Here is a 24,056-nt window from a genome sequence, read left to right on the forward strand (position 1 = left end):
TTTTAGGCAACAAAAAGCCCATCGAGATGGGCTTTTTAATGTATAAAATTCTCTGAGGTTACGCTTTACGACGAATAAGCGCCATACCAATAAGCCCCATTAACATTAACCAAACAGAAGCTGGAGCAGGTACTCCCGTTGGAGGGACAACCGGCTCTCCAGGTTTAACTACTTGAACATTTGCAATTGAGCCACCCATTAAGAAACGCGTGTTGTTAAGTGTTGCTCCATCACCCATTTGGAAAAACATATCCGCACCGATAAACGTACCAGAAAGCTCAGAACCACCAAATGCAACGTAATCGACATGACCACCACCAGTGAAGTTAAAAACAACGTTATCAGCTTCAAAGCCTTCTAAAAAGATAGAAGCACCAGAGCCCAACATAAAGCCACTACTGATGTTAACAACCGCCATTGAGTCAGCATCGCCACTTAATGTCAGCGACTCACCAGAAGCAAGATTTAATTCACCATCGATATTAAACACAGAGGTTGTATCGTAAGCTTGAAAGGTCGTGGTTTCAGTAATGCTTGAGTAATTTAAGCCATTCATTGCGGCCGCTATATTTGATGCATTTGCAATATCGTTATATAAGCCCTGCCAAGTCGGCTCTGAAAGTGTAGTTTGATTGCCATTAATAGAAGCGCCAGCACCAATTGTGATATGTCCACCATCTGCATTACCGTGTATTTTTGCTCCTGCTGCAAGTTGTAAATCTCCACGAGCACCGACATTACCAAAAATTTCAGCTTCAGATCCTAATTGTAAAAAACCACCAGAGCGACCAGTCCAAGGTGTACCTACCGCTAACATTGTGTAGCCGTCAGTTGCACCTAAATCGATAGGCCCTGCAGTAGCAAATGTGCTAATTGTCGCTAGGCTTGCGATCGTGATTGCTTTTGTAAAAATATTCATCAACTTCCCTTTCATATATATAATCTTGTGCTATGGACATCTGCACTTAAGCAACCTTTAAGCAATTTTAATGCCAGAATACAAAACCCATTATAAACAACATGTTAATGAATCCTTGCGTCTAAAAACTATAAAACCGTAAAAGAAACCGACAAAAAAAATCCCAACATAGTTGGGATTTAAAAGGGTATTACTGTTTGCTGGCTAATAGATACAAATCGAATTAAATAAATAAACTAACTTTCAGCAATAACATGAATTAACTAAAGTCGAAAGTTGATCTATATACCTATGACCCTATGACCCTATGAAACAATAACGAAGAAGCAAGGTTTTTAAAACGGTAAAATAGATCAGCCATCAATTAATTTGCAGGAATTATTATTCTTCGTACATATTATCGTAAACAAAGTTCGTTGCCTCGATATAACCAGGCACACTGCCACAGTCGAAGCGTTTACCTTTAAATTTGTAAGCTAATACACAACCTGATTTTGCTTGTTGTAATAACGCATCGGTAATTTGGATTTCACCACCTTTACCCGGTGCAGTCTCTTCAAGAATATCGAAAATATCAGGCGTTAATATATAACGACCGATAATAGCCATATTACTCGGTGCAGTGCCCGGCTCTGGTTTTTCAACCATATCATCGACACGGAAGATATCATCTTTAATCATCTCACCTTTGATAACGCCATATTTATGTGTTTCTTCATCTGGCACCTCTTCCACTGCTACAATTGAGCAACGAAATTGGTTATATAAGGCGACCATTTGCGCTAACACGCCATCATCGGCACCATCTTTTACACACATATCGTCAGCTAATACAACAGCAAAGGGTTCATCACCCACCAGCTGTTTACCAGTTAAAATAGCATGACCTAAGCCTTTCATTTCACGTTGACGAATAAAAGTAAAGCTAGCGCTTTCCATAATAGAGCGAATATCTTTGAGCTTGTCTTCTTTCGCTGTACCACTGATTTGGTGCTCTAATTCGTAATTTAAATCAAAGTGATCCATTAGTGAGTGCTTACCACGGCCTGTGACAATACACATACCAGTCATGCCTGCTTCTAATGCTTCATCAACACCAAACTCAATTAAAGGTTTATTAACGATCGGCATCATCTCTTTAGGCATAGACTTAGTCGCCGGTAAAAAGCGTGTACCGTAACCTGCAGCTGGAAATAAACATTTTTTAATCATGAGTCTCTACTTATCTAATTTTATTGAAATTTATGCGCCATAAAATATCATTTTTTTATGTTTTACGCACCTTGTTCATTGATACGAATGCCATTATTTTCTATGTTGATCAGCTTTTTACGGTATAACTGTCCAATCGATTTCTTAAAGTTCGCTTTACTCATCTTCAAGATTTTAGCTATTTGATCTGGGCTACTTTTGTCATGTAGAGGTAAAAAACCATCATTCTGTTTTAAACTTTGTAATATACGCTCAGCAAGTGCATCGACCTTGGCATAGCCAACTTTAGTTAAACCGACATCAATTTTGCCATCTTCACGGATCTGTTTGATAAACCCTTTGCACTGTTTACCGATGCCCATCTCACCAAAAACTTCGCTTTCGAACAACACGCCCCAATGTTTATCATTAATGATCGCTTTAAAACCTAAATCGGTTTTATCGGCAATTAACAGCTCAACTTTGTCACCAACGCGATAATTAGCAGGCTCGTTATCTAAAAAGCGATCCAGTTTTGAAGAAGCGACCAAACGCTCACTAATATCATCTTGATAGACATAAACGATGTAACCATAGCCTTGTTTCATTGGAATTTTTTGTTGATTAAAAGGCACTAACAAATCTTTAGGTAGTCCCCAATCTAAAAACGCGCCAGCTCTATTGGTATCGATCACCTTTAATGAAGAAAATTTATTAACTTCTGCTTTAGCACGCTGTGTTGTAGCAATAAGGCGGTCTTCTGAATCAAAATATAAAAATACATTAATGCGATCTCCAATCTGCATCTCGTCCGTTGCATAGCGACGCGGTAATAATATTTCTCCCTCTTCAAATCCATCAAGGTAAAAGCCAAAGTCTACCTGTTTAATGATCTTAAGTTCGTTATAAGCACCAATTTTTATCATAATATTTCTCTTTAATTTATTGAGGGCGATCGATGACTGCAAGCGTTAAACGCGAGGTACAAACCAATTGCTGTTTTTCATTTTTTATATCGATCTGCCATACCTGAACGGTACGTCCTAATCGGATCGCAGTGGCTCTTCCGGTGACAATACCACTTTTTTCACTACGTAGATGGTTAGCGTTCACCTCAAGCCCAACACATACTTTATTTTCAGCAACGGCAAGGTTACCCGCGACGCTACCCAAGGTTTCTGCGAGTACCACCGAAGCACCACCATGTAATAGACCATGTGGTTGATGGGTACGACTGTCAACGGGCATCGTTGCCTGTAAATAGTCGTCACCAATTTGGGTATATTCGATACCAATTAACGAGATAATGGTGTTTTCACTTATCTTGTTAAGCCTTACTAACGAGCTATCTTTTTTCCAAATTGACATCAATCACCTCATAACCAATTAAAGGATTTCTAATAACGCTTGGACAGGATGTTTCAACACTTCGCCTTCAATCCGTTTGACTTGGCTACGACAGGAATATCCTGTTGCCAAGCATTGGCTGCGCTCACGTTTAGCTATTTCTGCTTCCCAGCTCAAACTATAAATCGCTTTAGACTGTTCAACTTTACCCGCATCATGACCAAATGTGCCAGCCATACCACAACAACCAACAGCGACATCATTAAATTTTGCGCCGTAATGGTTGAAGATTTTAGTCCAATCGTTAGCTGATGTTGGCTCAGCTGTTTTCTCGGTACAGTGACCAAATAAGTAGAACTGTTTATCACCTAATGCTTTCGCTTCACCTTTTAAGCGTGGCAATAACCATTCTTGGAAAAGTTGCACATTAAATTGACCACGCTGTTTACCTAATGCATGTTTGTACTCATCACGGTAACAAAGCACCATCGCAGGATCAGTCCCTACCATAGGAATATTTAAGGTAGCCATCTCGTTTAGAAACTCTGCCGAGTCTTTGGTTGTTTTAGCAAACTTATCGAGGAAACCTTTAATATGCTGTGGCTTACCATTAGGTTTAAAAGGTAATAGAACCGGCTTATATCCGACTTTTTTGATTGTTAACATCAAATCACGTACGACATCGGCATCATAATAGGTGGTGAATGGGTCTTGCACGACTAATACATAACCTTCACGTTCTATCGGCGTTAATGCCTGTAGTTTTTCTAAATCAAACTCTGTAATGGTTTGTTTTTTAAGTGATGCTTTTAATGTCGGTGCTGAAAGTAGAGGAATATCAACCATACCCACAAATTTTTCAGTTAAAGCGGCAGTTAATTTCATCTTCATGAAGAAGTTAAAGAAACGTGGCATCTTGCCCATCAACGGCGCGTATTGTTCAACATAGGCAACGAAGTAGTCTTTTAATGGACGCAGGTAACGGCCATGATATAAGAACATAAATCGCGCACGGAAGGTCGGTACATCAACTTGAATAGGACATTGGCTCGTGCAGGCTTTACAAGCCAGACAGCCCTGCATCGCTTCCATCACTTCATGGGAGAAATCATATTCACCTTTGTTTTTTGCAAGGCTATTTTTAAATTTGGTAAACACACTGGCATTTTTACCGGCGTATTGATCGCTCTCTAGCTGTAAAACATCAATATCATTGTTCGCTAGTTGGCGTAACCATTCGCGCATTAAACCTGCACGCCCCTTAGGCGAGTGCACACGATCGCTAGTTACTTTCACAGACGGGCACATCGGTGACTTAGTATCGTAGTTAAAACATAAACCATTACCGTTACAATCTAGGGCTTGGGTATAACTTTCACGTACCTCAATCGGAATTTGTCGATCAAAGGTACCACGTTTTACTGCGTCGACACTGACTAACTGCTCGCTTGAATCGAGTGGCGTACATATTTTCCCAGGGTTAACGCGGTTATGTGGGTCAAATGCGGTTTTTATTTTTCGTAGCTCAGTAAATAACTCTTCACCAAAAAACTCAGGGCCGTATTCACTTCGGAATCCTTTACCGTGCTCTCCCCACATCAAGCCTTTATATTTAGCGGTCAGGGCAACTACTTTGTCAGAAATTTCACGCATCAAGACTTCTTGTTGCGGGTCGCAAAGGTCTAATGCAGGACGAACATGTAGTACACCAGCATCAACATGTCCAAACATGCCGTAATGTAGCCCTTGATCGTCCAACAATTGACGGAATTCGTTAATGTAATCAGCAAGGTGTTCAGGCGGTACACAGGTATCTTCAGCAAAAGCAACGGGTTTAGCGCTGTTTGCAGTGTTACCTAGAAGGCCTACCGCTTTTTTACGCATGCCATAAATTTTATTGATGTCGGCAAGCTGGTCACAGATTTGATATCCGATCACCCCTGCTTCATTTGAGGCAATAAGTTGATCTAATTTTTCCGTTAAAACAGCCACTTTTTGCGCTTGAATCGCTGCATCTTCTTCGACAAATTCAACGATATTAATACCATCCATCACCTTATTAGGTACATCGGTGATCAGTTCGCTAACGCTATGCCAGACAATATCTTTTTTCGCTAAATTGAGTACCGTAGAATCAACGGTCTCAACAGAGAGTGCATTCGCTTCAACCAAAAATGGCGCATTTTTAAGCGCAGACTGGAAGCTATCGTATTTTACGTTAAACAGTGTGCGGTAGGTTGGGATTTTTTGCACATGCAGTTTAGCTTCTGTGATGAACGCTAATGAGCCCTCTGAGCCACATAGAATGCGCGATAGATCAACCGTCCCCGTTTCTACATCGTAAACATGTTTTAAATCATAACCGGTTAAGAAACGGTTTAACTTTGGAAAGCCCGCTTCGATTTGCGCCTGTTTAGATTCACTGGTTGCAATCACCTGACGATAAATAGCACCAATGGCATCATCACGCTCACTTTCGTTGACTAAGGCTTCACCTGCAATCGGTGCACTGTCTAAGACTTCACCATTGATTAATACCGATTGAAGCGCTAAGACATGATCACTTGTTTTGCCGTACGCCAGTGAGCCTTGACCCGAGGCATCATTGCTGATCATGCCACCAATTGTGGCGCGATTACTGGTGGAAAGCTCAGGAGAGAAAAATAGGCCATGCGGTTTAAGATAAGCATTTAGCTGATCTTTGACGACACCGGTTTGAACTCGAACCCAACCTTCATCGGCATTCAACTCAAGGATATTATTCATGAACTTAGACAGGTCTAAAACAATACCATCAGTTAACGATTGGCCATTAGTACCAGTGCCGCCACCACGCGGTGAAAAGCGAATATCAGAAAACTCTTCAGACTGTGCAAGTTTGCAAATTTCAACGATATCTTGGGTCGACTTAGGAAAAATAATCGCCTGAGGTAAGCATTGATAAACACTGTTATCGGTTGCTACCGCTAAACGGCTTGCATAACTTTTCGAAATTTCCCCGTTGTAACTTGAATCGAGTAAAGCTTTTAAGAAGGCAAAATAATCTTGCTTGATATTTTCATTGTGGCTTAAAGTTGGAATCATACTGAACGCACCTAGTCCATTAATTGCTAAGAGTAGCGGAATAAAATAGGTACGTATAATATCACATTTTAAGGGATTACCGCTATTTTCTTCTTAGCCAAAACAACGCGCCATCGACGGAGCGCCAAGTTTCTTTGCCCGCCAGTGAAAGGTAAATAATCGCCTCGCTTTTATCGCCCTGCGTGTACATGGGCGGATTTTCTTTCGGCGCTTTCGCTTGTCCCGTTAAGTATTTTTCTAGATGTTTATTTTGTTTTTTAAGTCGTTTTTTTACCGCTCTTGCTTCACTGCTGTCCCCCTGCTCAGTAAACAGCATCAACGCTTTACTCGCGAGCATAAAAGTACTCGGTTCATCATAGTCAGCCAACAAGTTCGCCAGTGCCTGCCAGCGTTTTTCAATGATTAAATAGTTAGCTAATGGATAGCGATTAGCCTGATTATCGTTAGGGTTTAACTCAAGTAACAGTTGTAGCTCGTCAATCGCAGCCGGCAAATCACCGCGCTCAAAATTAAGCTGTGCGCGTCGAGCACGCAACATCATATAAGGGCGCGCTTCTGGATCAAACCAAATATGCCCCTTCTGTTGTGTGAGGTAGTCTTGGTTATGTTGGCTTTCAAAGGTTCTGATCATCGTCTCAATGGTTTGATCAACCAGCGGATTCGATTCGGTCATCACAAAACGCATCATCTCTTCAAACTGATTTTCTTGTTCACTTTGTTGGTTATCGTCTTGGTCACTTTCTTGCTCGAAACGCATTACGTAAATCAGGTTATTGATATAGGTTGATAACAATCGTTTGGCGCGATGTGCTTCTTGCTGATAATCATCTTGCAAACAACGGATCTGCTTTACTTTTTCCAAACTACTGAAGGTCTTTAAGTAGTAATCAGTAAGTGTCAGCTCATCTCGCTGAGAGCCTGTAAGCTCTGCTTTATCTATCCACTTTAGCGCTTTTAGCATCCCTAAGCACCAATTGGGTAAAGGAGCATCAGGTGCGAGAGACGCCTCAAAGTCGTTTTTAGACAGCACACACTTTGCAGGTAGCTTAATATCTAACTCAAGAATTTTTTCCATCTGTTGATTATTAAGCTGCATCAGTGCTTGCATACCATCATTTTCATCTTCTCTGATGCATATCTCACCAAATAGATCGCTTACCCATTGTGAGGGAGGAATCATATAAGGGTTAGCGCCAATCCCCATGATATATCCTTGAATAAAATAATAGTCCGGTTGCAAGGACGATAGTGCCGAAAATTTGATGGTTTCGGCACGTATTTTTGCACTAGAGAGCATTGTTTTTTCCTTATAAATAACCTTTGGCCCTGCTGGGTAAGGTTTTAATGTCTTCAATCATAATATACAAGCAAGGGATTAACAGTAACGTCACAACAGTGGCAAACAACACCCCAAATGCTAAAGACACCGCCATTGGGATCACCATTTGAGCCTGCATGCTCGTTTCCGCCATGATAGGCATTAAACCAACAAAAGTGGTCAGTGATGTAATTAATATCGCTCTGAAACGCCGTTTACCGGCTTGTACAACAGCATCGCTTATTTTAACGCCCTGTCGTCTCGCAATATTAATGTAATCAACCATTACCAGGGAATCGTTCACTACCACACCAGCGGCAGCAATAATACCAAACAAAGAAAGCATGCTTAGGTCTAAGTTAAATAACATGTGTCCTGCGATGGAGCCAATGATACCAAAGGGAATGATCGCCATAATCATGAGTGGTTGCGCGTATGATTTTAGCGGAATTGCCAATAAGCTATAAATAATAAGCAACGACAATACAAAATTGCGTAACTGTGTATCCGCACTTTCAAGCTCTTCTTGAATTTTACCTGATAATTTCATTTGTACTTGCGGGTATTGCTTTAATAATTCCGGTAAATAATTATCACGAATATCTTTTGCAAGCTTAAAAGGCTCAACTTGCTCAGCGTCTACCGCAGCCCAAACCGTAATGGTTCGGCGACCATTTTCTCGACGAATTTTATTAAGGCCTTCGGTAACGATAATATCAGCGACTTCAGAGAGAGGCACTTCTACACCATCGGGTAAATGAATCAATGTATTGGCAACAAGGCTGATCGAATTTCGTTGTGCTTCAGGGTAACGAAGCATTACTTTTACCTCTTCGCCATTGCGTAGCAACCGCTGCACTTCTAACCCATAAAAGCTATGGTTTACCTGCGTAGCTATTTCTCGCAGAGTCAGCCCAAGGCTATAGGCTAATGGCTTTAAGGAAAATTGTACTTCTCGGGTACTCGATTCATGGCTATTCGCCACATCAGAAACACCTTGCAGACTGTTTAATTTGTCCACCAACTGATTAGAAACAGCTAATAGCTGTTCAGCACTTTTACCCTGTAAACGAAAGCTGACATCGCCATCGTCTCGACCATTACCAAACAGGTTATCTTGTACCTTTAACTCTTTAATACCCGCAATTTTAGGAAACGAAGCACGCCATAAAGCAGCTAATTCAAAGGTATCAATGGGGCGTAATTCTGGATCAACCAGTTTTAACATCACCTCTGCGCGGGCGCGCCCTTTTAGCTCTACTTGCGTATCAGAAATCATCTTTTGACCATATTTTTCAACTAACTGTAGCTCTACTTTTTCAATGGTTTGTTCCACAATTAAAGCTGCATCTAAGGTCGCTTGCTCAGAGGAGTTTAAGGTCATCTCAATACTCACGCGCGGAAAGTCTTGTGGTATTTTAGGCTGACCGATATAACGAACCAAGCCACCTTGATAAAGTCCAGCGCAGAGTACTAATAAAGCAATAAATAAAGTGATCACTGTATAGCGATAACGCAGTGCCTTTTGTAGCGTGGGTAAATAGAGGTTATGGATACAAAATTGCAACCCTGTATCGACCTTTTTTTGCAGAAAATTTGTCACATTACGTAACCAGTCAAGTGGATTATTAGAGCCTTTGGCAACTACTTTTCGTGCTTTCATCGAGGCAAGATGGGCAGGCAAAATAAGCTTTGATTCTATTAATGAAAAGATAAGACAAAGGATCACTACAAAGCCAATTGCTTTACCAAAAGCAGAGCTAGGCCCATCATCGAGGGTAATTGGTAAAAAAGCGGCGATAGTGGTTAACACACCAAAGGTGGCTGGCATTGCAACACGTTTAACACCACGAATCACATTGTCGATGTGATGCCCTTTACGCTCACACTCCTCATGAGCGCTTTCGCCCATGACAATCGCATCATCAACGACAATCCCCAGCACTAAAATAAAGGCAAATAAACTGATCACATTGATGGTGACATCGATCATTGCCGTTGGCATCAACAGTAAGGTGCCCAAGAAACAGATAGGTAAGCCCATCATCACCCAAAATGCTAAACGCACACGCAAAAATAGTGCTAATAGTACAAACACTAATATTGCACCACTTTTCATGCTATCGAGCATTAAATCTAAACGCCCTTGTAGGTAATAGGTCATATCAACCCAAGTTTCTAAATGTAATCCTGCTGGTAGCTTTTGTTGTTTATTACCAACATAACGATGCACAATTTTAGCGACATCGGTAATGCTTTGATTATTCGATGCACCAATGAAAAAAGTAACTGAATTTTTACCATTAAACTTTGAATATTGGATACCTTGTTCAAACGTATCTTTAATCTCAGCAACATCTCTGAGCAATAATTTACTGCCGTCTTTCATGGTTAAAACAGGTAGCATTTCAAATTCACGACCAATATAGGCTTGGTTTTGAATGCGTAAATTGATAAACCCATTTTCAGCGCGGATCTGCCCCGCAGACATATTTTGAGAAAAACCGCGAATGGCATCGGCGACTTCATTGAAGGTGAGTCCAAACTTTCTGAGTTTGTCTTTGCTGACTTCTACTGCAATTTCATAATTTAAGCCGCCATAAAATTCGGTAATATTAACCCCTGTTAACTGTTTAATTTCATCGTGAATCTCATTACCGATATCTTTGAGTTGCCTTGTATCTAAGTCACCATACAAGCTGATGTACATCACTTCTTGGCGCAATTTAATGCGCTCAACTTTAACCTCTTCCATCCCCTCAGGAAAACTTCCGATAGCACCTATCTCATTTTTTATCTCTTCTAATACCAAGTTCGGATCATAATCATCTTCAACACGAATATAACCCGACATCATGTTTTGATTAGAGCGCGTAATAACCCGTCGTAACCCCTGAATACCCTCTAAGGCTTCCTCAATTTTAATGGTTATCCCCTCTTCGACCTCTTTAGGAGCGGCACCTGCATATACCGCACTAAGTTCAATCCAATGGATATCAACCTGCGGAAAAAACTGTTTACGAATAGTATTTGCAGTTAATAAACCACCAACCAAAATGATTAACATCAGCAGGTTGGCAGCGACCGGATTACGTGCAAACCAAGCGATAATGCCTTTATTAACATCGATATCATCAGTGTGAATGGTTTCAGCGTTGTAGGCTAATTGGCTTGGAGTGGCTGAGTGTTGATTTTCAGACATATTATTCACCTGCCTTATACTCAACTAGCTCAGCTTGCTTTGCGTTACTCTGCTTTTTAATCAACAAAGGCATACCAACAATTGGATAATCGAGCGCTGAAGTAATGAGCTGAGTGCCCTCTTTTAAGCTTTCGCTAATATAGGCTTTGCCATCTAAAATACGAGCAATATTAATCGCTTGAAACTGTAATCTATTTTGCTGATCAGCAATGGCTACTTGTCCATTAGTAATTAAGTGACGATCTATGACGGCAATATTATCCATTTTAACGCCACTAATAAGCGCGGTGACATAGGTACCAAAGCGTAATTTTTCAGCAACTTTATTGTTTAGTTGATAGGGATCTTCTATTTGAGCAACAAGGTAGTTCATGTGGCTTTGCGCATCAATCACGCCTTCATTTCGCACCACGACACCAGACCACTGATGGTTTTCACCTGCAATGAACGCTTGTAATATTACCTTTGCGTTATCGCCATGATTTTGTAGGTATTGCATTTCGCTATCAGGTACAGGCAAGCGTATTTCGGCAATATCGGTACTAAATATTTGACCAAGTGCCATTCCGATACTCACGTAGGAGCCTAGTGATACCGAACGACGATGTACTAACGCATCATAAGGAGCACGAATAATGGTTCGCTCGACATTTCTATTTGCTCGCTTTAGTCCTGCTTGGCTAGATAATAAGCGTGCTTTTTCTTGTGCCACCTGGGGTTCTCGTAAACTCAATGCAGTTGGTTTAGTACCTTTAATCTTACTCCATTGTTCTTTAGCAACATCAGCATGTGCTTTTTCAAGCACTAAAGCAGCTTGTGCTGAGGCGACATTGGCTCTGGCATCAATTAAAGCGGCTTCATAGTCACTGGCATCTATTTTAGCCAGCACTTCGCCTTTTTTTACAAAACCACCACGGACAAATTTTTTCGATAAATACACCACTTCGCCACTAACTTGCGCAACTAGATCCGTTTCAAACTCACTTTTAACGATGCCATAGGAGCCTACTGAGAAATCAACGCTTTTATTTTCAATCACCTTAACCGTCACTAAAGGCGTGTTATCTACCTGTGCTTTTTCTTTCGGTGGGTGCTTGAGTTGTAATGTCCCCCAATAACCCGCAACACTGGCAAGTAATATAAGAAACGGTAAGATAAACTGTTTTTTATTCATGGGGTTATCCTGAAGTAGGTAAAGTATTAAGCCAGTGTAACAAACAAATAAGCATAAAAATAAATTTGAAATGATAGTAATTATCATTTAGAGTTTGTATTTAACCTTAACGCGGCTTAACGGGGCGTTATAGCATTTCAAATATCATAGCAATATCGAGTTATTGCTCAACATTTAACGCAAAGCGCACCGAAAATAAAGCGGTTATATCACGTCACTTATTCGGCACTAAGGTTGAAAAATGGGAGTTAATACCGTTTAGCTGGATATCTTAATTCCTAACTTCGTTGTGACTTTGGCGGCGAGCTCAACCACGCGCTATTAGTAAGATTTTTTTATGCGTCAACTATGATCAGCAAACTACACAAATAAAGGACGGGCTTATGTATCATCATGGCGATTTGCAAAACGTAGTACAACTTGAAATAAGTAGCGAAAAGTTAGCGCTTTTATTTGAAAGTGGTTTGATATGTGCGGCAGAGATCCGTTGTTTAACGACTGAATCAAAGCAACAAGTGGCAGAGCTATGCCTTAGCTCCTGCGCGAAACGTATTGCCTGTAATATAACGCTGTTGCAAACGTTATCAACCCCTATCCCAATTAAAAAGTCAATTTAATAAACGCCTAAACGGTGCTCCCCAATAGGGCCTATTACAGATAATTTATTAATGTGGTAGCAATAATTGGGCTAGATTGAGCCTTTAAGTAGCTTATGAAAAGAGCTACTTAAAGGCTCAACCGCCCACGTTTCAATTCATTATTAAGATTTTATCTTAGGTAACAGTAGATTCATCGCAATCGCGATTAAGCCACATAGGCTCACGCCTTGTAAGCTAAAACTACCAAAACCAAATGCCATCCCACCGATACCAAACACTAAAGTCACTGAAACAATACACAAGTTTTTAGCGTTAGAAAGATCAACTTGATGGCGAATCAGGGTATTCAAACCAACAGAAGCGATTGTACCAAATAGTAAGATCATAATCCCCCCCATCACCGCAACCGGAATAGTCTGTAACACCGCACCAAATTTACCAACAAAGGCTAAACAGATGGCAATAACTGCAGCCCACATCATGATTTTAGGGTTAAAGTTACGCGTTAACATCACAGCACCCGTTACTTCACTGTAAGTTGTGTTGGGTGGTCCACCAAATAACGATGAAGCACTGGTTGCTAAACCATCACCAAACAGGGTGCGTTGTAAACCTGGTTTTTTCAGGAAGTCTTTGCCGGTAACATTACTGATCGCTAAAATATCACCGACATGCTCAACAGCAGGCGCAATAGCAACTGGGATCATAAATAGAATGGCATGCCAATTCCACTCAGGAGCAACAAACTGAGGCATGCTCAACCATGGTGAAGCTGCAATCGGCGAGAAATCTAGTACACCGAGAAAAAACGACAACGTATATCCGACAATAACACCAGCAAAAATAGGTACTAATTTAAAGACACCTTTAGCTAATGTTGACACCAGTAAAGTCGTTAACAACGCAGAAATAGAGATAATTAATGCCGTGTTATGCTCGATTAATACAAAACTTCCGTCACCTGATTTACCAATTGCCATGTTTACCGCCATTGGTGCAAGGCCAAGACCGATCACCATGATAACCGGTCCAACCACGACAGGCGGTAATAAGCGATGAATAAAATCAACTCCGCGTAGTTTGACCGCATAGGCCATCACCATATATACCAAACCCGCAACAAATAGGCCGGACATAGTACTTGGGATCCCCCAAGTTTGAATACCGTAGGCAATTGGCGCCACAAAGGCAAAAGAGGAGGCTAAGAATATTGGAACCTGCCCTTTAGTCACTAAATGAAACAGTAATGTGCCAATACCAGCAGTAAACAGTGCAACATTGGGATCAAGCCCTGTAATCAACGGCATTAATACTAATGCGCCAAAGGCGACAAAAAGCATTTGTCCGCCCGCTAATATTTGCTGAGGCATATTTAAATTAGCGGTGTAATCTTCAACTGGTTGTTCAGCCGTTGTTGACGGTGAGGATTGATGTTCAGCCATTATTTAGTACCAAATATTTTATCACCTGCATCACCTAATCCTGGCACAATATAACCTTGCTTGTTTAGGTGTGAATCAATCGAAGCAGTGTAAACTTCAATATCTGGATGCGCCTCTTCTAATGCTTTTAATCCTTCTGGTGCTGCGACAAGAATCAGCACTTTAATATTTTTACCGCCTTTCTCTTTAATCAAATCTAGCGTTGAGATCATTGAACCGCCAGTTGCTAGCATAGGATCAACGGCCAATACTAAACGCTCATCAATTTGACTTACGAGTTTTTGAAAATAAGGGACAGGCTCAAGTGTTTCTTCATCGCGGTAAATACCGACAACACTAATTTTAGCGCTTGGCATGTGCTCAAGTACACCATCCATCATGCCTAAACCAGCGCGTAAAATAGGGACGACAGTCGCTTTTTTACCTTTAATCTGTGTGATTTCAACTTCACCATCCCAACCATCGATAGTCACCGTTTCCACAGCAAGATCTTTAGTTGCTTCGTAAGTTAATAAACTAGAAACTTCTCGTGCTAATTCACGAAAATGTTTGGTGCTTATTTCAGCCTTTCTCATGAGACCAATTTTGTGTTGAATAAGCGGGTGTTTCACTTCAATAACTTTCATATTATTAACCTTCAGCAATGATAAAATACAGCTTTTATATCAGAATCTCGGCAAGAATAACTGTGATAAATCACTTTTTTATTCATAACAACATTATTTTTATTTTGATGAGAATATTTTATTAAAAAAAAGGGCGATAAATTTGCATTTATCGCCCTTTTTAAAATGAGTTTAATTTATTTATTGGTTAGGTTTGTTGCACCAATTTTATGGATAGAAACGTCTGCACCATTAAATTCATCTTCTTCACTAAGGCGAATCGGCATAAATACATTCACGCCTTTGTAAACAATAAAGCCACCAATTAATGCGATAGCAATACCGGCAAAAGATCCAATTAATTGACTAATAAAGCTTACGCCACCCAGACCACCAAAGCTTTCAAGCCCAAAAATACCAGCTGCGATACCGCCCCATAAGCCACACACACCATGTAAAGGCCAAACACCTAGCACATCATCAAACTGAGCAAACTTACTTTGCACATAGATAAATAGCCACACAAATAGTCCACCAGCCACCAAACCAGTTACAAGTGCCCCCATAGGATGCATGACATCAGAGCCAGCACAAACAGCAACTAAGCCAGCTAATGGACCATTATGTATAAAGCCAGGGTCTTTTTTACCAATAATAAGCGAGCTAATAATACCGCCAACCATGGCCATTAAGGAGTTCATTGCAACGAGGCCACTGATCCCCTCGATTGCTTGCGCTGACATGACGTTAAAGCCAAACCAACCTATCGATAAAATCCATGCACCTAATGCTAATAAAGGAATGTTTGAAGGAGCAAATGCCACTACTTTACCGCCACGGTAACGGCCATTTCGGCTACCTAACACCATAATAGCAGCAAAAGCAATCCAACCACCAACGGCATGTACAACAATGGAGCCAGCAAAGTCATGGAATCCAGCACCAAAAGTATTTTCTAACCAAGTTTGGAAGCCAAAGTTACCATTCCAAATAAGTCCTTCAAAGAAAGGATAAACCAGCCCCACACATAGTGCGGCAGCAATCAGCATTGGATTAAACTTCGCGCGCTCAGCAACACCACCAGAAATAATGGCAGGTATTGCAGCAGCAAAGGTCATCAAGAAGAAAAATTTTACTAGTTCATAACCGTTGTTTTCAGCAAGTACAGCAGCGCTATCAAAAAACGTAACGCCATAGGCGAGCCAATAACCAAAGAAAAAATACACTAGGGCCGATACACCAAAGTCTGACATGATTTTAACCAAAGCGTTTACTTGATTTTTATGGCGAACCGTTCCTACCTCTAAAAATGCAAACCCTGCATGCATGGCAAAGACCATGATTGCACCTAATAATATAAATAATGTATCTGCACTGCTAACCAGTGCCGTTACATGATTTTGAATTGATTCCATTGTTGCCTCTATATGCTCGATAAAGCGTGATGTTATAAATGTAACAAGATTTTAACGTATCAAGCCAGCTATTAAAACGATTCGCAGGCTATTTAGTGAATAAAGGTAGGATTTTTATAAGTATAACTATTTGCGCTATTGCATAATAATTAAAAAAATTCAGGAAAAAAAAGCCCGAATATGAGTTCAGGCTTTTTAATGTGGATCCTCTTGCTGAGCTTGAATCAGCGACGCAACCCGGAATGGCCACTATATATTTACAAGCATCTCAGAAAAGGTTATCAACCTTTTCTTGCTATCTAAATTTAATTGATAAAATTCAGGCAAAAAAAAGCCTGAACATGAGTTCAGGCTTTTTAATGTGGCTCCTCTTGCTGGGCTTGAACCAGCGACACACGGATTAACAGTCCGTTGCTCTACCAACTGAGCTAAAGAGGAATTAGTTTTGAAACTCAAAACTATAAAAGTGGCTCCTCTTGCTGGGCTTGAACCAGCGACACACGGATTAACAGTCCGTTGCTCTACCAACTGAGCTAAAGAGGAATTGTTCTTTCTACAAAGTAATCCGTAGTAATGAATTAACAGTGTTCTCTATGGCTCTACCAACTGAGCTAAAGAGGAATTGTTCTTTCTACAAAGTTAATCCGTAGTAATGAATTAACAGTGTTCTCTATCGCTCTACCAAGTGAGCTAGGAGGAATTATCTGTTTTAAGTCTTAAAGACTTGTTAGTTTGAAACTATCAAACCAACTGAATTTGGCTCCTCTTGCTGGGCTTGAACCAGCGACACACGGATTAACAGTCCGTTGCTCTACCAACTGAGCTAAAGAGGAATTGTTCTTGCTACAAAGTTAATCCGTAGTAATGAATTAACAGTGTTTTTCTACTGCTCTACAAACTGTAGTAAACAGTAGCATTTCTTTCTACAAAGCTAATCCGTAGTAATGAATTAACAGTGTTCTCTTTTGCTCTATCAACTGAGCTAAAGAGGAATTGTTTATCAATGTAACTTTACTTTAAAAGCAGAGTACCTTGAAGACGAGCGCAGTATATTTTTTGCTTGAGTTGCTGTCAACAAAAAAGGTAGATAAAAAAATTGGTTGCTGATAATTCAAGCAACCAATCACAAAAGTACCTTTTATTGTCTACTTATAAAGCAGTATTAGATATCCCATTGAATATTATTTTTCATTGCACTGTGAACATTTTGCAACGATTCATCTCTTTCGCCCACAATCACAACATTAGCATCACCCATCTTTTCCGTGATCCCTTTTAAATATTGGTTGTTAAAGCTTTTCGTTTCTATAAAGTCAGCATCACTTGGTACGACAAAAACAGTTATCTGTCCTTTTTCCCCCTGCATCACCATATGTAACGCAGGCGTCCCCTCAAAACTACAATAGTTAACATAAGTCACATTACCTAAATCACTATGCGCTTGAGCCCCGTAACGAGCCAGTTTGGCATTAACCATATTAAGGTCGGCATGCTCATTAGATTTAGCCGTGAAATAATATTCAGCTTGGACATGTTGCATTGCAACCTCGCCAATATCTGCAGGAGAATGGGTGATGTTATTTAATAGAGGTAAACTAATCCCAATAATAAACGCAACAGATGCCGCAATTGCAATATGCCAACGCCCATTCATTACACGCTCTTTTTCAACCGTAAAGCTTTGCTCAAGCAAAATTTTATCGGCGAGCCCCTCTGGCACATCTACTTTCAATAGGGCTTTTAAATCTGCATCAAACTGTTTTGCTTCTTTAACTAACGCTTTATCACTATCAGACTCAGCAATACGTTTCAAAAAGTCATCACTCTTATCGTTAGGAGTTGCGCTAGCAGTATGACGGAATAGAATATCATCCATGGGACGCCTCACTTGTATTTACACTAGTTAATGATGTTTTTAATAAATTTTTAGCCCTAAATAAGCGCGTTAATACGGTGTTTTTATTAAGGGCTAATTGTTCACCGATCTCCTCTGCACTGAAACCTGCGATCAACTGTAAAAGCAAAGGTTCTTTATATTCGTCGGAGAGAGTCGCTATTTTTCGAAGCAATAGCTCGCTATCCATCTCTTGTGTTAAATCAGCACTATCAGCTATTTCATGATCTTCTATATCTACCAAAGGATGTTGTTTACGCTCAAAACGTCTTGCATTTTCACGCCTTAAAATAGTAAATAACCAACCTTTAGCTGACTTATCATCCATTAGACTATCCAAACTTTTCCATGCCCGTAGGCAGGTCTCTTGCACTAAGTCTTGAGCAATATCGGGATCGTGACATATCCAATACGCATAGCGGTAAAGGTCTGCACTGTAAACGTTCACTAAGGCTTCATAGCGCTTTTGCTGTCTATTCATATCAATTGTTTTATTCATATCTATAGAGACAGAGGAATGGCTATTTTTATTTCGCTTGCGAGAAAATAAACTCATAAATATGCCTAACCTTTTATTGGTTGTTAAAAAATATTTAAAAAAATGTGAAATTTATTTACAGCTGACACGGTATATATAATTGATTACCACAACAAAGTGTACAACAAACCACTTATATAACTAACATTAACAAAAGGAATGCCCAATGAAAAAATCTAACTTAGCATTAGCAGCAACAGTATCAACACTTATCGCAGTTGGAGGCTCTTTAGTTGCTTCACCAGCAATGGCAGCCAGTAAAGAAAAATGTTACGGCATCGTCGCTGCAGGACAGAATGACTGTGCAACCAAAAGTAGCTCGTGCGCAGGCACTTCTAAAGTAGACAATCAAGGTGATGCATTCATTGCGGTACCAAAAGGGCTATGTGCGAAAATTACGGGTGGTAGTTTAACGCCTAAAGAAGATTAATTAAAAAGTTAAACTTCGATACAAGGGGAGGTATTTGCCTCCCTTATTAATAAGGAATAATTTTAGTGTCTAAAATACAAAAAAAATCGGTGGGCATTGGATTGCGCAGCCCTCATTATCTGCACCTACTAGAAGCACAACCAGATATTGGATTTTTAGAGATTCACAGCGAAAATTATTTTAACCCACATAGCAAAAATCATGATTATCTTGAACAAATTGCACAACATTATCCGCTCAGCTTTCATGGTATTGGTTTATCACTTGGCAGTAGTGATCCCATCAGTCAACAGCACCTTAAAAAGTTAAAAACACTGGTTGATCGTTTTCAACCGGCATTAGTTTCAGACCATTTAAGTTGGTGTTCATTGCAAGGTAATTTTTTTAACGATCTTTTACCAATCCCTTATACAGAAGAGGCTTTAGCTTGTTTTACTGACAACGTGAATCAAGTACAGGATTTTCTGCAAAGACAAATCATTGTTGAAAATCCCTCCTCCTATTTAGAGTACCAAAATAGCGATATGAGTGAAGCACAATTTCTTAACACATTAACCGAAAAAACAGGCTGTGGTTTATTACTCGACCTCAATAATGTTTATGTGAGTGCCATCAACCAGCAGTTTTCAGTATCGGAATACTTAGCAGCGATTAATCATCAACATGTACAGGAGATTCATTTAGCGGGACATAGCAAAAAGGAAGTTGATGGTGAAACCCTATTAATCGATACACACAGTACGCAAGTAAGCGACGCGGTATGGGATATTTACCAACAATATTTACACACAACGGCTACTGATGCTATTACCCTGATTGAGTGGGATGTCGATATTCCAGCGCTTGATGATTTACTGATTGAGGCACAAAAAGCACAACATATTCGCCAGGTGGCAAAATGAAACTTAAACAGTTACAAACCCAATTTGCAGACTCACTTTTTTATGAAGGCGATGCTATTACAGAATCGATAAAAACAACGCAACAGATAAGTCCTGATCAACGATTACAAATTTATCGTAACAGTTTTATTATGGGAGTTACCGAGGCATTAGTGATCACTTACCAACATACTTCGTCACTGGTAGGTGAAGATTTTTTTAATGCCGTATGCCGCACGTTTATATTACAAAACCCGCCTAAAGAGAACAACATCATTACCTACGGTAAGGGCTTTTCATGTTACTTATCCGCGTTACCACAACTACAATCAATGCCCTATATCAGTGAGATGGCTAGGTTTGAATGGGCATTAGAGCAAACGTGTAATACCCCTGTTTCTGTTTTACAGTTAGACCTTGAGAAGCTTGGTCAGTTAACAGAAGATAATTTAGCCAACTTAACCTTCTCAACACCAACACAGATAACACTTTTTGAAAGCGAGCAAAACATTGCCCTACTTTATGAGATGTTAATCGCAGAGCAAGTCCAAGAAACCGATCTTAACACTCCCTGTTATCTGGTACTCAAAAAGCAACCGGACTTCAAAATAGAACTGATTTCATTAGACAAACTGAGCTTTCGTTTATTGCAACAGATACAGGCAGGAAAAACACTCGCAGAGATATCACGCGATGGGTTAGAGGCACAACTACCGCATTTATTAGAACAAGCATTACTCAATGGATTTACAATTAAATAAGGAATAACCATGGATAAATTACTGCAATATTACCAATTAGCTGTCGACAAAATGCTCGACTATTTTGCCCCCATTTTATTACTTTTCACCCGCCTATGGGTGGCCAGTATTTTCTTAAAATCGGGCTATCTAAAAGTAACAACGTGGGATAGCACTTTGTATCTTTTTGAAGAAGAGTATCAAGTACCACTTTTGCCTTGGGAGTTAGCAGCTTATCTGGGCACAGCGGCCGAACTTATTTTACCGATCTTTATGATTTTAGGTTTGTTAACACGACCTATGGCCGCGATTCTGTTTATCTTTAACATTACCGCCGTCATCTCATATCCTGTTTTATGGGATGGTGGTTTCTACGATCACCAATTATGGGGTGCAATGATCTTAATGAATGTTGTTTGGGGTGCAGGTGCTATCTCTGCTGACCATTTCCTTAAAAAGCGTTTCTTTTAAAAAAGTGGGTGGCGACATATCGTTAAATTAAGTCATTGAAGCCACCCTTTTTTTTAACGTGAAACCATAAAATCATAGGACAAGTTAAGCACATTTTTTTCGTTTTCAACGGCAATTTCTAGACTCCAAATCATATGCTTAGTAGTACAGGCGCCAACCATTGACTTAGCATCAAATCGTTGTTTTTCAGTTTGCTTAAAAGTAACGGGTATTCTGCCCATAAACATGGTTTTACCGACAATTTTAGCAGAAACAATATTGTCATTTTCATTCGCAGTCATGAGTTGAAAATCTATCCATTGCTCAGATTCAATCGGTAAGTTTTTGATGTTTAAAAAGTACGTGCCGTGCTCAGTGATGAACTCACAGGGTGAGCGATAGTCACAGCGAAGCATACTTATTTGCTCGGAACTATCACTACTTAAGCCTCCATCATTTGCCTCAAAAGAAGTTTCAAAGGTACGCCAAAAAAATAAAGCTAATAAAATCATCAGCATGATTAATAATTGTGCGACTCTGCTTTTTGTTAACATTTCAAATCCTTGTAAAAATAATGGTTACCGCGCAATTCTTAACATAAAAGCGTGTTTTATTAACAAATTGTCAACGTAAATCTATTCATTTTTTTCATTATCGCGTACACTTCCAAGCAAATGAAGCTATCTTAACGGTAAACGTTAAAATAGCTTCATTTGATTACTTATATTACGTAACGAATTACGTAAATTATAAAAACACGCATGGAATCACAACAATGACAACCGCAACCACAATTCAACCTGACTACAACATGAAAGTTGTTCGTCAGTTTACACTTACCACCATATTATGGGGTATTGTTGGCATGGCTGTTGGGGTGCTAATAGCAGCTCAACTTATCTGGCCAGCGTTAAACTTCGATACTCCTTGGCTAACTTACAGTCGTTTACGCCCATTACACACCAATGCTGTTATCTTTGCATTTGGTACATCAGCATTAATGGCAACCTCTTTTTACGTTGTACAACGTACCTGCCAAACAAAATTGTTTGGTGGACCGTTAGCGTCAATCGTATTTTGGGGATGGCAATTAGTTATTCTTTCAGCAGTTATTACGTTGCCTCTTGGCTACACAACCTCAAAAGAATATGCTGAATTAGAATGGCCAATTGACCTACTTATTACAGCGGTATGGGTTGTTTATGCCATTGTGTTTTTTGGTACACTTGCGGTACGTAAAACATCTCATATTTACGTTGCGAACTGGTTCTTTGGCGCATTTATTTTAACGGTTGCGGTTCTACACATTGTAAATAGCATGGCTATCCCTGTATCGATGGGTAGCATGAAATCATACTCTGTGTACGCAGGTGCCGTTGATGCAATGGTTCAGTGGTGGTACGGGCATAACGCAGTTGGTTTCCTACTAACAGCAGGTTTCCTTGGTATGATGTATTACTTTGTACCTAAACAAGCAAACCGTCCAGTTTATTCTTACCGTCTATCTATTGTACATTTCTGGGCATTGATTGCCGTGTACATTTGGGCAGGCCCTCACCATCTTCATTACACAGCATTACCTGATTGGGCACAGTCATTAGGTATGGTGATGTCACTGATCCTATTCGCACCATCTTGGGGTGGTATGATCAATGGTATTATGACGCTTTCTGGTGCTTGGCATAAACTACGTACCGATCCTATTCTCCGTTTCTTAGTGGTCTCTCTTTCTTTCTATGGTATGTCTACCTTTGAAGGCCCGATGATGGCGATTAAAACGGTTAACGCACTTTCTCACTACACTGACTGGACTGTTGGTCACGTTCACTCAGGTGCCCTTGGCTGGGTTGCAATGGTTTCAATTGGTGCTATTTATCACTTAATTCCACGCCTATTTGGTCAGCAAGGAATGTACAGTGTTGCATTAATTAATCTACATTTCTGGATGGCAACAATCGGTACAGTATTGTATATCGTTGCAATGTGGATCTCAGGTGTAATGCAAGGCCTGATGTGGAGAGCAGTAAATGATGACGGTACATTAACCTACACATTTGTTGAATCTTTAGAGAAGTCGTACCCATTCTACACAATCCGCTTCTTCGGTGGTTTAGTGTTCTTATCAGGTATGCTTATCATGGCTTACAATACTTACAAAACGGTTACAGCTGAAAAAGGCTCAATCAAACCTCAAGAACTTGGGGAGTAATTTATGAAACATGAATTTATTGAAAAAAATGTTGGTTTATTAGCTATTTTTATAATCATCGCTATCAGCTTTGGTGGCTTAGCTCAAATCACGCCTCTTTTATTCCAAAAAGAGACAACAGTACCAGTAGATACGCTACGCCCTTACACTGCACTTGAAATGGAAGGACGTGATATCTACATTAAAGAAGGTTGTTCAAACTGTCATAGTCAGATGATTCGTCCTTTCCGTGCTGAAACTGAACGTTATGGTCATTACAGCGTTGCAGGCGAACACGTTTGGGAACATCCATTCCTATGGGGCTCTAAACGTACTGGTCCAGATTTGGCTCGTGTTGGTCAACGTTACTCTGATGCATGGCATGAAGTGCACCTTATCAACCCTCGTGATGTAGTACCACAATCTAATATGCCAGGTTTCCCGTGGCTAATGGATAACCTACTTACTGGTGAAGATACTGCGCGTAAGCTTGAAATTTTCCGTGATAACTTTGGCGTTCCTTATACCGACGAAGATATCGCAGGTGCAAAAGAAGCCGTTCAAGGTAAAACAGAGATGCAAGCTTTGATTGCATACCTGCAATCACTTGGTCACGCGTTTCAATAAACAATGATAAGT

The 24,056-nt window shown here is 40.1% G+C and carries 21 protein-coding genes and 3 tRNA genes; 7 read left to right on the forward strand and 17 right to left on the reverse strand.

Features of this window, described 5'->3' with window-relative positions; genetic code table 11:
- Positions 1–58: 58 nt before the first annotated feature.
- The 8 genes from CW745_RS03760 to CW745_RS03795 all read right to left on the reverse strand — a co-directional run bounded on the left by CW745_RS03760 (position 59) and on the right by CW745_RS03795 (position 12,235).
- Entirely contained in the window at positions 59–919 is an 861-nt protein-coding gene (locus CW745_RS03760) for a VPLPA-CTERM sorting domain-containing protein (protein ID WP_101107189.1), read from the reverse strand.
- Between the two features lie 381 nt (positions 920–1,300).
- On the reverse strand, positions 1,301–2,131 hold the full coding sequence (gene galU / locus CW745_RS03765; protein WP_101107190.1) for a UTP--glucose-1-phosphate uridylyltransferase GalU: 831 nt from the start codon (positions 2,129–2,131) through the stop codon (positions 1,301–1,303).
- A 62-nt stretch (positions 2,132–2,193) separates the two neighbouring features.
- Positions 2,194–3,036, reverse strand: a complete 843-nt coding sequence (locus CW745_RS03770) for a S1-like domain-containing RNA-binding protein (protein ID WP_101107191.1) — start codon at positions 3,034–3,036, stop codon at positions 2,194–2,196.
- A gap of 16 nt (positions 3,037–3,052) precedes the next feature.
- Positions 3,053–3,478, reverse strand: a complete 426-nt coding sequence (locus tag CW745_RS03775; RefSeq protein WP_101107192.1) for a hotdog fold thioesterase — start codon at positions 3,476–3,478, stop codon at positions 3,053–3,055.
- Positions 3,479–3,496: 18 nt separating this feature from the next.
- Complete coding sequence (locus CW745_RS03780) at positions 3,497–6,541, reverse strand: FAD-binding and (Fe-S)-binding domain-containing protein (RefSeq protein WP_101107193.1); 3,045 nt, start codon at positions 6,539–6,541, stop codon at positions 3,497–3,499.
- Between the two features lie 82 nt (positions 6,542–6,623).
- The gene (locus CW745_RS03785; protein WP_101107194.1) at positions 6,624–7,838 is read right to left on the reverse strand and encodes a UPF0149 family protein; all 1,215 of its coding nucleotides are present in this window, start codon (positions 7,836–7,838) and stop codon (positions 6,624–6,626) included.
- A gap of 10 nt (positions 7,839–7,848) precedes the next feature.
- Positions 7,849–11,061 carry an efflux RND transporter permease subunit gene (locus CW745_RS03790; RefSeq protein ID WP_101107195.1) on the reverse strand — a complete coding sequence of 1,071 codons (3,213 nt, stop codon included), beginning with the start codon at positions 11,059–11,061 and terminating at the stop codon, positions 7,849–7,851.
- A gap of 1 nt (position 11,062) precedes the next feature.
- A complete protein-coding gene (locus CW745_RS03795) occupies positions 11,063–12,235 on the reverse strand; it encodes an efflux RND transporter periplasmic adaptor subunit (RefSeq protein ID WP_101107196.1) in 1,173 nt (390 codons plus the stop codon).
- A gap of 383 nt (positions 12,236–12,618) precedes the next feature.
- On the opposite strand from CW745_RS03795, the gene CW745_RS03800 reads away from it, so the two are divergent.
- Positions 12,619–12,852, forward strand: a complete 234-nt coding sequence (locus tag CW745_RS03800; protein ID WP_238596686.1) for a hypothetical protein — start codon at positions 12,619–12,621, stop codon at positions 12,850–12,852.
- Between the two features lie 143 nt (positions 12,853–12,995).
- Here CW745_RS03800 and CW745_RS03805 read toward each other — a convergent pair whose 3' ends face one another.
- The 8 genes from CW745_RS03805 to CW745_RS03840 form a co-directional block, all read right to left on the reverse strand.
- Positions 12,996–14,204 carry a uracil-xanthine permease family protein gene (locus CW745_RS03805; protein WP_101107918.1) on the reverse strand — a complete coding sequence of 403 codons (1,209 nt, stop codon included), beginning with the start codon at positions 14,202–14,204 and terminating at the stop codon, positions 12,996–12,998.
- A 71-nt stretch (positions 14,205–14,275) separates the two neighbouring features.
- Positions 14,276–14,902 (reverse strand): uracil phosphoribosyltransferase, encoded by a 627-nt coding sequence (upp, locus tag CW745_RS03810; RefSeq protein ID WP_101107197.1) that lies wholly within the window; start codon positions 14,900–14,902, stop codon positions 14,276–14,278.
- Between the two features lie 176 nt (positions 14,903–15,078).
- On the reverse strand, positions 15,079–16,296 hold the full coding sequence (locus CW745_RS03815) for an ammonium transporter (protein WP_101107198.1): 1,218 nt from the start codon (positions 16,294–16,296) through the stop codon (positions 15,079–15,081).
- Between the two features lie 362 nt (positions 16,297–16,658).
- Positions 16,659–16,734 (reverse strand) — tRNA-Asn (locus CW745_RS03820).
- Positions 16,735–16,763: 29 nt separating this feature from the next.
- Positions 16,764–16,839: transfer RNA gene (locus CW745_RS03825), tRNA-Asn, on the reverse strand.
- Positions 16,840–17,053: 214 nt separating this feature from the next.
- Positions 17,054–17,129 (reverse strand) — tRNA-Asn (locus CW745_RS03830).
- A 329-nt stretch (positions 17,130–17,458) separates the two neighbouring features.
- A complete protein-coding gene (locus CW745_RS03835) occupies positions 17,459–18,172 on the reverse strand; it encodes a DUF3379 family protein (RefSeq protein WP_101107199.1) in 714 nt (237 codons plus the stop codon).
- Positions 18,165–18,746: a sigma-70 family RNA polymerase sigma factor gene (locus CW745_RS03840; RefSeq protein ID WP_101107200.1), complete on the reverse strand. Its 582-nt coding sequence runs from the start codon at positions 18,744–18,746 to the stop codon at positions 18,165–18,167. Before CW745_RS03840 ends, CW745_RS03835 begins: the two co-directional genes overlap by 8 nt.
- A 148-nt stretch (positions 18,747–18,894) precedes the next feature.
- Between CW745_RS03840 and CW745_RS03845 the strand changes: the two genes are divergently transcribed.
- The 4 genes from CW745_RS03845 to CW745_RS03860 all read left to right on the forward strand — a co-directional run bounded on the left by CW745_RS03845 (position 18,895) and on the right by CW745_RS03860 (position 21,250).
- On the forward strand, positions 18,895–19,158 hold the full coding sequence (locus CW745_RS03845; RefSeq protein ID WP_101107201.1) for a DUF2282 domain-containing protein: 264 nt from the start codon (positions 18,895–18,897) through the stop codon (positions 19,156–19,158).
- Positions 19,159–19,223: 65 nt separating this feature from the next.
- The gene (locus CW745_RS03850) at positions 19,224–20,060 is read left to right on the forward strand and encodes a DUF692 domain-containing protein (RefSeq protein ID WP_101107202.1); all 837 of its coding nucleotides are present in this window, start codon (positions 19,224–19,226) and stop codon (positions 20,058–20,060) included.
- Positions 20,057–20,800 carry a DNA-binding domain-containing protein gene (locus tag CW745_RS03855; protein ID WP_101107203.1) on the forward strand — a complete coding sequence of 248 codons (744 nt, stop codon included), beginning with the start codon at positions 20,057–20,059 and terminating at the stop codon, positions 20,798–20,800. Before CW745_RS03850 ends, CW745_RS03855 begins: the two co-directional genes overlap by 4 nt.
- A gap of 9 nt (positions 20,801–20,809) precedes the next feature.
- The gene (locus tag CW745_RS03860) at positions 20,810–21,250 is read left to right on the forward strand and encodes a DoxX family protein (RefSeq protein WP_101107204.1); all 441 of its coding nucleotides are present in this window, start codon (positions 20,810–20,812) and stop codon (positions 21,248–21,250) included.
- Positions 21,251–21,303: 53 nt separating this feature from the next.
- Here the strand turns inward: CW745_RS03860 and CW745_RS03865 are convergent, their stop codons facing one another.
- Positions 21,304–21,783 (reverse strand): hypothetical protein, encoded by a 480-nt coding sequence (locus tag CW745_RS03865; protein ID WP_101107205.1) that lies wholly within the window; start codon positions 21,781–21,783, stop codon positions 21,304–21,306.
- A 221-nt stretch (positions 21,784–22,004) separates the two neighbouring features.
- On the opposite strand from CW745_RS03865, the gene ccoN reads away from it, so the two are divergent.
- Entirely contained in the window at positions 22,005–23,438 is a 1,434-nt protein-coding gene (gene ccoN / locus CW745_RS03870; protein WP_101107206.1) for a cytochrome-c oxidase, cbb3-type subunit I, read from the forward strand.
- A 3-nt stretch (positions 23,439–23,441) separates the two neighbouring features.
- Positions 23,442–24,044 carry a cytochrome-c oxidase, cbb3-type subunit II gene (gene ccoO / locus CW745_RS03875; RefSeq protein WP_101107207.1) on the forward strand — a complete coding sequence of 201 codons (603 nt, stop codon included), beginning with the start codon at positions 23,442–23,444 and terminating at the stop codon, positions 24,042–24,044.
- Positions 24,045–24,056: the final 12 nt, after the last annotated feature.

The organism is Psychromonas sp. psych-6C06 (assembly GCF_002835465.1).
Classification (GTDB): domain Bacteria; phylum Pseudomonadota; class Gammaproteobacteria; order Enterobacterales; family Psychromonadaceae; genus Psychromonas.